The sequence below is a fragment of the Comamonas sp. FUJ_7 genome, assembly GCF_057369555.1.
The window spans coordinates 297,983-306,932 of record NZ_JBXXZI010000006.1 but is presented as its reverse complement, the minus strand read 5'-3'; the positions used below and the strand labels follow the sequence as shown (position 1 = coordinate 306,932).

General features: G+C 61.0%; 8 protein-coding genes. 4 read left to right on the top strand and 4 right to left on the bottom strand.

What is annotated here, in order from left to right; all coding sequences use genetic code 11:
- Positions 1-273: 273 nt before the first annotated feature.
- Entirely contained in the window at positions 274-390 is a 117-nt protein-coding gene (locus tag AC2I9W_RS11625) for an ankyrin repeat domain-containing protein (RefSeq protein WP_486410110.1), read from the top strand.
- A 127-nt stretch (positions 391-517) separates the two neighbouring features.
- Here AC2I9W_RS11625 and AC2I9W_RS11620 read toward each other — a convergent pair whose 3' ends face one another.
- Together AC2I9W_RS11620 and AC2I9W_RS11615 are read right to left on the bottom strand one after the other, a co-directional pair.
- Complete coding sequence (locus AC2I9W_RS11620; protein WP_486410109.1) at positions 518-1,288, bottom strand: glucose 1-dehydrogenase; 771 nt, start codon at positions 1,286-1,288, stop codon at positions 518-520.
- A 243-nt stretch (positions 1,289-1,531) separates the two neighbouring features.
- The gene (locus AC2I9W_RS11615; RefSeq protein ID WP_486410108.1) at positions 1,532-2,956 is read right to left on the bottom strand and encodes a coniferyl aldehyde dehydrogenase; all 1,425 of its coding nucleotides are present in this window, start codon (positions 2,954-2,956) and stop codon (positions 1,532-1,534) included.
- 128 nt (positions 2,957-3,084) lie between these two features.
- On the opposite strand from AC2I9W_RS11615, the gene AC2I9W_RS11610 reads away from it, so the two are divergent.
- From AC2I9W_RS11610 to AC2I9W_RS11600, 3 genes are all read left to right on the top strand, one after another.
- Positions 3,085-4,419 (top strand): spinster family MFS transporter, encoded by a 1,335-nt coding sequence (locus tag AC2I9W_RS11610; protein WP_486410107.1) that lies wholly within the window; start codon positions 3,085-3,087, stop codon positions 4,417-4,419.
- 38 nt (positions 4,420-4,457) lie between these two features.
- Positions 4,458-5,297 carry an SDR family NAD(P)-dependent oxidoreductase gene (locus AC2I9W_RS11605; RefSeq protein WP_486410106.1) on the top strand — a complete coding sequence of 280 codons (840 nt, stop codon included), beginning with the start codon at positions 4,458-4,460 and terminating at the stop codon, positions 5,295-5,297.
- Between the two features lie 155 nt (positions 5,298-5,452).
- Positions 5,453-6,562, top strand: a complete 1,110-nt coding sequence (locus AC2I9W_RS11600; RefSeq protein ID WP_486410105.1) for an aromatic ring-hydroxylating dioxygenase subunit alpha — start codon at positions 5,453-5,455, stop codon at positions 6,560-6,562.
- A gap of 210 nt (positions 6,563-6,772) precedes the next feature.
- Here AC2I9W_RS11600 and AC2I9W_RS11595 read toward each other — a convergent pair whose 3' ends face one another.
- Both AC2I9W_RS11595 and AC2I9W_RS11590 read right to left on the bottom strand, forming a co-directional pair.
- Entirely contained in the window at positions 6,773-7,510 is a 738-nt protein-coding gene (locus AC2I9W_RS11595; RefSeq protein ID WP_486410104.1) for an EthD domain-containing protein, read from the bottom strand.
- A gap of 31 nt (positions 7,511-7,541) precedes the next feature.
- On the bottom strand, positions 7,542-8,849 hold the full coding sequence (locus tag AC2I9W_RS11590; protein WP_486410103.1) for an MFS transporter: 1,308 nt from the start codon (positions 8,847-8,849) through the stop codon (positions 7,542-7,544).
- Between the last annotated feature and the right edge of the window lie 101 nt (positions 8,850-8,950).

Genomic DNA, 8,950 nt, shown 5'->3' with positions numbered 1-8,950 from the left:
GTTTCCACACAGCCTCTACCAGAAGCAGTCGTCCAAATTTGCTCTCAAGTCCAAATGCTATTCAAATGTGCGAAGACGTCGGAACAACAGCAGCGCTTGATTTGTCGTCTAAATCTATTTGGGGCTCATATGCTCAGGCCGCTAGCTCTTTCTCTGTCAATGGTTTTCACTATGACTCAATCAGAAGCCAGCTCTGTTCCACAGGGAGCAATTGAAGCGCCCGCAATCGTGTATTGGGCATCGCTTGGACGAACTTAAGTCGCACGAAGGCTATTGTCAGAGAAAGCCAACCCAAATGCAGTGGACGCTCTAGGCTGGAGTGCCCTTCAAGCTGCTGCAGAGAATGGTCATTTGGAGATCGTTAAGCTTCAGCCATCGAAGGGCTGCTAGGGGTCGAACACCGCCATTCACGACTCGGCTGCTGGCGGGCCCAGCATCTGCACTCATAGAAAAAGGGAGCCAAGGCTCCCTTTTCTTTTTGGTGATGGTCAGTCCAGCTTGATTTATGCAATCAGGCTCAGAAGTTCGGCGCTTCTACGCCACCGTCCACGCCCAGCACCTTGCCGGTGATCCAGCTTGCGGCGGGGCTGACCAGAAACAGCGCAGCCTTGGCGATGTCTTCGGGCTGGCCCATGCGCGCCATGGGGGTGGTTTTTTCCATGCGCTCCTTGCGCTCAGGCGTGAGGAAGGGTGCCAGCGCATCGGTCATGATGGTGCCGGGCTCGATGGCATTGATACGCACCTTGGGGCCAAAATCCTGGGCCAGGCAACGTGTCATCTGGTTCAGAGCAGCCTTGGCCGCACCATAGGCACTGAAATGCTTTTGCGAATAGCGCGCCGCCGTGGAGGAGATATTGACCACGGCACCACCGCCTGCGGCTTCCATGGCAATGGCAGCCTTCTGGATCAGCGTGTATGCAGGCACCACGTTAAAGGCCAGCATGTCGCCCACGGCCTTGCCTGCAACCTTGCGCGGATCGTTGGGTCCACCGCCACCGACGTTGTTGATCAGGACAGTGATCTTGCCCAGCTCGGCCACGGTGCGGTCGATCAGGTTTTGCAGGTCGGCTTCTTCATTCACATTACCGGGCACGATGATGGCGCGGCGGCCCATTTCCACAATCTCGGCCTGCACGGCCTTCAGGTCTGCCTCGGTACGGGCAAACAGTGCCACGTCTGCACCCGCCTTTGCCAGCGTGATCGCACAGGCGCGGCCAATGCCCTTGCCGGCGCCCGTGACCACGGCCACCTGACCTTCCAGCGAAAACTGGCGAAAAATCTCGTTCATGTCTCTTCCTCTTATTGCGCTCTGACCCACTCATACTCTGTATGAATCGTTTTTGTAACATCCGCCAAACGGACCATGGGACAAGCCCCATGGTGCTGTCCAAGCGCTTACGTCAGTACGCAAAACTCCGATCTAGCACCACTCGAACGCGGTACAGCAAACAAGGGCCGCCCCGCAGCGATGCTGTCGTCCCCCTTCCCTAGCGCGCAGCGCTTAGAGAAAGGGGGGAAGGCGCGCAGAGCCTCAGGGGGTTACAGCTTGTTCCAGCATCTGCTGGAACTGAGGGTTGTACGGCGGCAGCATGCCCCACTCACGACGCGGGTCGTGGTTGCCAGCCTTGTAGACCGAGCGGGCATGGCTGAATTCGAGGAAGCCTTCACGGCCGTGGTAGTGACCCATTCCCGATGCGCCCACGCCGCCGAACGGCGCATCTTCCAGCGCCGGGTGCATGACCACATCGTTGATGGATACGCCGCCCGACAAAGTGTTGTCCAGCACCCAGTTCTGCTCGGCCTCATCGCTGCCAAAGTAGTACAGCGCCAGCGGGCGCTCGCCTGCGTTGATTTGCGCCACAGCATCGCGGATGTTCTGGAAGCTGCGCAGCACCACGGCAGGGCCAAAGATTTCGTGCTGCGAGATTTCAGCTTCCGCTGGTGGGTTGATGACCAGCGCCAGCGGCAGGCGGCGGTCAACGCCGGCATCGGCTGCGCCCACTTCCACCACTTGCACGCCGCGCTGCTTGGCGTCCTGCACATAGGCGCTGACACGCGCGTGGTGGCGCTCGTTGACCAACGGCGTCATATCGGCATTGCCGGTGACCGTTGGATACAGCGACTGGTACTGAGCCGCAATACCGTCGGCCAGTGCCTGCAGGCGCGATTCATGCACCCAGACCACATCGGGCGAAACGCACAGCTGACCGGAATTGAGCGACTTGCCCACGGCAATGCGCTCGGCCACATTGCCAATGTCGGCGGAGTCACCCACCAGCACGGGCGACTTGCCGCCCAGCTCCAGTGTCACCGGCACCAGATTCTTGGCGGCAGCCGCCATGATGAGCTTGCCCACGCTGGTCGAGCCGGTGAAGACCAGATGATTCCAGGGCTGCTCGGAGAATGCTGCCGCCACTTCGGGGCCGCCCTGCACCACAGCAAGCACCTGCGGATCAAAGCGCTTGGCCACGGCATCGGCCAGCACCTGCGCGGTGCGGGGTGCAATTTCGGATGGCTTGAGCACGGCGCGGTTGCCTGCTGCAAATGCACAGGCCAGGGGCGACAGCAGCGTAAACAGCGGCGCATTCCAGGTGCCGATGATGCCGATCACACCCTTGGGCTGGTACTTGACCCAGGCAGAAGCACCAAACATGTCAAAAGGCTTGACCGTGGGACGTGTGGAATCACCCAGCCAGTCCTTGAGGTGGTCGCGCGCATGCTTGAGTGAGGACAGCGAGCCGAGGATGTCGTTGGCCAGCGAAAAAACCGCAGGGCGACCACCAAAGTCTTCGCCCATGGCCTGGCACAGCGCATCCTTGTTTTCGACCAGCAGATCAATGACCTGCTGAATGCGCTGCACGCGCACTTCGGCACTGACGGCACCCTCTTCGATAAAGGCTTGTTTTTGCATGTCCAGCAACTGGCGAATGCCTATGGACGGGTTAACTTGGCTCATATTGTCTCCTTGCTTATTTTCCTAAGAACACCACGCGAAACAGCACCGATGCTCAGACCTCAGGATTACCCGTGCTTCGTCCAAAGGGACGATGGCACAACCCCTAGGTGCCCCGCACGATGCTGCGCATGCATACCCCACAAACACCGCCACCAGTCGTCAACTGGCGCACTCACCTCAGCCTTGCGCTACTGGCGCTGGTCTATATTTTCTCGTTCATTGACCGGCAGGTTCTGTCGATTCTGCTGGAGCCCATCAAGCAGGAGTTTGGTGCTTCAGACACCCAGATGGGCCTTCTGACCGGTCTGGCTTTTGGTCTGATCTATGCCTTGCTGGGGATTCCGGTCGGCCGCCTGGCCGATACGCACAACCGCCGCAACATCGTTGCCTTGTGCTGCGGCATCTGGAGCCTGGCCACCGCCGCCTGCGGCTTTGCCACGCAGTACTGGCACATGCTGGTGGCCCGCATGACCGTGGCCGTGGGGGAAGCGGGCGGCATGGCCCCGTCGATCTCCATTGTCTCTGACTCCTACCCGCCCAAGATGCGCTCGTTTGCCATCAGCCTGTTCATGATGGGCCCCAATCTGGGCACCTTGCTGGGCCTGGTCATCGGTGGTGTGGTGGCCCAGTACTACGGCTGGCGCTCGGTGTTTCTGGCCTTTGGCATTCCGGGCGTCATCCTGAGCCTGATCGTGTATTTCTGGGTCAAGGAGCCTGTGCGCGGCGCTTATGAAGCGCCCCGCGCAGCAGCTCCGGTCAACACACCGCGCGAGCCCATGATGAAGCAAGTCTGGCGTCTGCTGGGCATGAAGCCTTTGCGCTATGTCTGCCTGGCTTGCGGCATGGCCGGTATTGCCGGTTATGGGTATGGCGTCTGGGCTCCGAGCTTTTTCATCCGTATCCACGGCATGAGCCTGTCTCACGCAGGCCTGGTGTTTGGCCTGGCCAGCGGCTGCGGCGCTGTGATAGGTGCCATGTTCTGCGGCTGGCTGTCCGACAAGCTCAGCCAGCGTGATGCGCGCTGGCAGCTGCGCCTGGCGGCCATTGGCACCTTCTGCGCCGTGCCTGCAGGTCTTGGTGTGTTCTTCTGGCCCGCGGCCGATTTCTGGATGCTCGGTAGCATCAAAGTGCCCTATGCCATGGCTTTTGCGCTGATCTTTGGCTTCTTTGGTGCCTGGTTTGCCACGCTGTCATACAGCGCGGTCAGCCAGATGGTCAGCGCCAGCGAGCGCAGTGTGGCCGCCGCACTGCTCAACCTCTTCATCACTTTGCTGGGCGTTGGCATCGGCCCTGTGGTCACCGGCGTACTCTCTGACTACTTTGCACGCACGCATGGCACGGAAGGCCTGCGCTGGGCACTATCCGGCGTGACCTGCATGTTCCTGCTCACCGTGTTTTTCTTTGCACTGGCAGTCTCACCCTACCGCCAGCGTCTGCAGCAGCTGCGCAGCGCAGCTGCCTGAGCTTTGTTCATAACAAGAATTTCTGGAGATACTTCCTCATGACTCAACCCGTCGTTCTCATCACCGGTGCCAGCCGCGGCATCGGCGCTGCCACCGCCGTCTTTTTTGCCAGCCGTGGCTGGCGCGTTGCCATCACCGCCCGCACGCTGAGCGAAGGCGCGCAAATGGAAAACCAGCTGCGCCTGCCCAATGGCCAGTTGCTCAGCGGCAGTCTGGAGTCCACCGCGCAGGCCATTGAAGCCGCTGGCGGCAAGGTATTCGCCCATGTCATGGACCTGATGGACCTGCCCAGTCTGGACAAGGCCGCCGATGCCGTGCTCGAGCGCTTTGGCCGCGTGGACCTGCTGATCAACAACGCCGTCTACCAGAACCGCGAAGTCAACCACCTGATCCCCGAGATCACGGCCGACGCCCTGCAGCGCTCCATGCTGGGCAATGTGATTGCTCCCTTCCATCTGGCGCAGCGCCTGCTGCCGGCCATGGTGGCCCAGGGCGGCGGGCGCATCATCAATGTCTGCTCGGCAGCCGGCCAGTACAACCCTCCGGTGCCCGCCGACAAGGGCGGCTGGGGCTTTGCATACGGCGCCTCCAAGGCTGCGATCGCGCGTCTCGCGGGCTGCATCAACACCGAGTACAAAACCCAAGGCGTGCGCTCCTTCAGCGTCAACCCCGGTGTGGTGACCACGGAAGCCGTCAAGGCCACCCTGGGCGACGACGGTGTGCTGGCCCAGCGCTACGGTGCATCCACCCCTGAGGAAATCGCCGCTGCGCTGTTCTGGCTGGGCACCGAAGAGGATGCGCTGCCGCTGGCCAAGAGCTACACCATGATCGATCTGCAGCCCCTGTACAAAGAGCGCGTGGCCGCAGTCGCTGAGTGATTCCGTAAGCGTGTACCAACATACGATCTAGTGCAAACCCTGAGCGGTTTGCGCCAGATCAAAGCCACGCTCTCACTCGTCCAAACAGAGTATGCGCAGCGTCAGGCCTTGGTCGAAGATTCAAGGGTCCAAAACTAAATATGGAGACCCCTGCAATGGCAACCACGAAGGACTATCGTCTCGGTGAATTTACCTACCCACGTGGCTGGTTCATGATTTCCGAGGCCAAGGCGCTCGACACCCACAAGCCCGTGGCCGTGCGCTTCTTCGGCCAGGACTTCGCGCTGTACCGTGGCCGCGAAAGCGGCAAGGTGATTCTGCTGGACGCGTACTGCCCCCACATGAAGACCCACCTGGCTGCACCCAACACCACCAGCTATGTGGTGATCGACGGCGGCGGCAGCAATGTGGAAGGTGACAACATTCGTTGCCCTTACCACGGCTGGCGCTTTGGCGCGGACGGCAAGTGCAACGACATCCCCTATCACGACGGAGCCATTCCCGCCGCTGCAGCTGTCAAGAGCTGGACCGTAGTCGAGCAGTACGGCGCCATCTGGGTCTGGTTCGATCCCGAAGGTGGCGAGCCCGACTATGAGCTGCCCGTCTTTGGCGACTGGTTCGACGAAACCTTTGTCAACGGCGAGTGGGACTACCTGGGCGAGCTGAACCAGCACCCCATGGAAGTGGTGGACAATATTGCCGACTACGGTCACCTCAGCCCCATTCACGGCTCTACCGTGGAGCGTTTCGAGAACGAGTTCAAGGGCCACAACGCGATTCAGCGCCAGTGCGGCGGCCACCGCACCCTGGTGGGCGAAGGCGGCGCCAGCGAGCTGCTGCACACCGACACCTGGTACCACGGTCCTGCCATTCTGGTCTCCAAGGTCAGCGGCATGTTCAACTCGTTCATGATGATCATGCATACCCCCATTGAGGACGGCAAGATCAAGGTCTGGCACAACCTGCTGGTCAAGACCGCCCACGGCGGTCTACCCGGCAAGGCCGATGTGGTCGCCGCCAAGCAGTTCCAGGAAGCCAGCCGTCTGGCCTTTGCCCAGGACTTCGAAGTCTGGTCGCAAAAGGCTCCTTGCCTGAACCCGCTGTTCATCCCCAGCGATGGCGCCTTCCTCAAGGCTCGCATCTGGTACAAGCAGTTCTACAACCCCCGCAGCAAGGCTTCCGAGTATCTGGAGCAGTGCGAAGGCAAGTACATCCCACGCGGCATGGTTGCCTACACGCAGGAAGCGGAAGAAGCCACTGCGTAATTCAAGGGTTACTCCAAGTTCAAAGGCCCATGGGAAACCATGGGCCTTTTTTTATATGCACGACGCACGCCATAATCACATAAAAAGATAGCTGGCAGCGCACGCCTATCTTTGATTTCAAATAGATAACTCTATGAATACCAAGTAAGGCGAGCGCTGCCAGCTATTGTTTTAGAACCATGAAATCCACGCTTCCGAACCCGCTCAAGGTCAGGGTCTGGCGTGCGTCACCTCAGTCAGCATGAACACATGCTCGCCCCAACCCCACTCACCTGCGCAGGCTGCTGCATCGGTGCGCAAGCCCTGCGCGGCGGCAATCGCCTGCTGGGACGTGTCAAACCACCACTCCACCACATAGCGAAAGCCGTAGCCTGTGGGCGCCTCTTCGTCCAGCAGATTGCAGACAATGCGGCTGGCCTTGCCAAGACCTCCGGCTTGCCACTGCGGTGGGCAGGCTGAAAGCTCTGCCGCTGCGCCCTGCCATTCATCATTGCGCTGCAAAAAGCCGATCAGCATGACCTGTTCTTTCTGCGGCAAGACCTGCTGAGAGAAGTCCTTCTGTGGCAAGCGACTGAACAGCAGTTGCTGACGCGCCAGTACCGAAAAATTGCGCACATAGTCGGCAAATACACGCGGCTCGTCGGGGCGCATCACGGCCAGCGTTTCCGGATCATTCCAGATCACGCTGCCTGCCTCGCGGTCGGCCAGCACCATCAGGTTGACGCCGTCATAGTCCTGACTCAGAGCACCAGAAACCTCCGCTCCTTGCACGTTCAGCATGCGCGAGCATTGCGCCACGGCCTTGACGCGCTGGCCCACGTTCTTGCACTGGCGCCCCAGCGCCGAGTGCTCACGCCAGGCCTGAGGAAAGTCCTCGGCCGCCAGCGCCGGGTTGCGCCGCGCCAGATAAATCATCTTCCAAACAGCCAAAGCATCTTCTCTTTTCATCTTCTTTCCTGGCTCTACTCAAAGCCAGGCCTTACTCTCCAACTGCGGCCCCCGCTGGCGGGTGCGCACGGTGATAGGCCTGCGGGTAATGCGACAGCGCCTTGGCAAAGGCCCACAGCCCCGGCAGCAGCATGCACATCATCGCCAGCAGCGCATAGCGCAGGCCCTGGCCCTGGGTGATGGCATTGAGCACATCGCTGAGCCAGCCCGCCACAATCGGCCCCACGCCATTGCCCAGCAAGGCCCCGGCCATCAGCACCATGGCGCTGGCCGTGGCACGGCGCTGGACCGGCACCACCAGACTTAACGCGGCATAGGTTGCCGGCGCCCACCAGGCCGTGAAAAAGGAATAGACCAACATGCAGCCCACCGACAACTCGAACAAGTGGTCGCCCACCAGCAAATAGGCCAGGCCGAAGGCCACGGCCAGCGCCACGCCGATGACGGGCACCCGGATCTGCCAGCGCACGTCGCGCCGGGCCATGCGGTCGGTGAGCCAGCCCGAAAACAAGCTGCCGGAGACCGACAGAAACGCCGCCACGGCCGACAACCAGCCCGCCTGCTGCAAACTGAGCTCAAAGCGCCGCGCCAGCAGCGCCACATTCCACGCTCCGATGGACAAACCCGCTATCAATGCGCAAGCAGCCCCCATAATCAGGAAGCGGGTTACAGGCTCATTCCATATCAAAAGTACGGCAGATTTCTTCTCGCTCTCGGCCGGTTTGGCATGGGCCGAAGCCGCCAGCTGGGTCAGCACCCGCTGCGGCTCCTTCACGCTCAGGCGCAGCACCAGCGACAGCACCAGCGTGGCAACGCCGATGATGACCATGGTCACGCGCCAGCCCCACCACTGGGCAAACACAGGCCCCAGCAGCAGCGCCAGCAAGGCCCCAATCGCTCCGCCCACGCCAAACACACTCATGGCACGCGAGCGCTCATGCGGCTTGTAGAGGTCGGCCAGAATCGACATGGAAGCGGCCCCGCCGCCGGCATCGCCCAGCGCCGCACCGGCCCGCGAGGCCGTCAGCCCACCTGCACCTGTGGCCAGCGCCCCGGCTGCGGCCACGCAACCACCCAGCCCACGGCACCAGGCGATGAGGCTGCGCCGCTCATGCTTGTCTGCCAGACGCCCCAGCGGGATGCCCAGCACCCCGAAGGTGAGGGCAAAGCCCAGCCCGGTAATCAGGCCGATCTGCAGATCGGAAAAACCAAATTCCTGCTTGATGGGCTGCAGCAAGACAGCCAGTATCTGGCGGTCCATAAAGGTCAGCGCAGACAGAGCCGTCAACAGCACCAGTACATACACTCTTGATTTGTTTTGATCGTTTTTTTCGTTCATTGTTGTCCTGGTTTTTTCACTCGCGGCGCCACCAGCTCTCCCAGCCAGCAGGCTCGATCATCGTGGTCAAGCCTTGCGGGGCTTACATCGTCTCAACGGAC

Bases quoted from the DNA above. Each gene is read 5' to 3' on its own strand.
- AC2I9W_RS11600 (WP_486410105.1), top strand. From the start codon at position 5,453: ATGGCAACCACGAAGGACTATCGTCTCGGTGAATTTACCTACCCACGT.
- AC2I9W_RS11610 (WP_486410107.1), top strand. From the start codon at position 3,085: ATGCATACCCCACAAACACCGCCACCAGTCGTCAACTGGCGCACTCAC.
- AC2I9W_RS11595 (WP_486410104.1), bottom strand. From the start codon at position 7,510: ATGAAAAGAGAAGATGCTTTGGCTGTTTGGAAGATGATTTATCTGGCG.
- AC2I9W_RS11590 (WP_486410103.1), bottom strand. From the start codon at position 8,849: ATGAACGAAAAAAACGATCAAAACAAATCAAGAGTGTATGTACTGGTG.
- AC2I9W_RS11605 (WP_486410106.1), top strand. From the start codon at position 4,458: ATGACTCAACCCGTCGTTCTCATCACCGGTGCCAGCCGCGGCATCGGC.
- AC2I9W_RS11620 (WP_486410109.1), bottom strand. From the start codon at position 1,288: ATGAACGAGATTTTTCGCCAGTTTTCGCTGGAAGGTCAGGTGGCCGTG.
- AC2I9W_RS11615 (WP_486410108.1), bottom strand. From the start codon at position 2,956: ATGAGCCAAGTTAACCCGTCCATAGGCATTCGCCAGTTGCTGGACATG.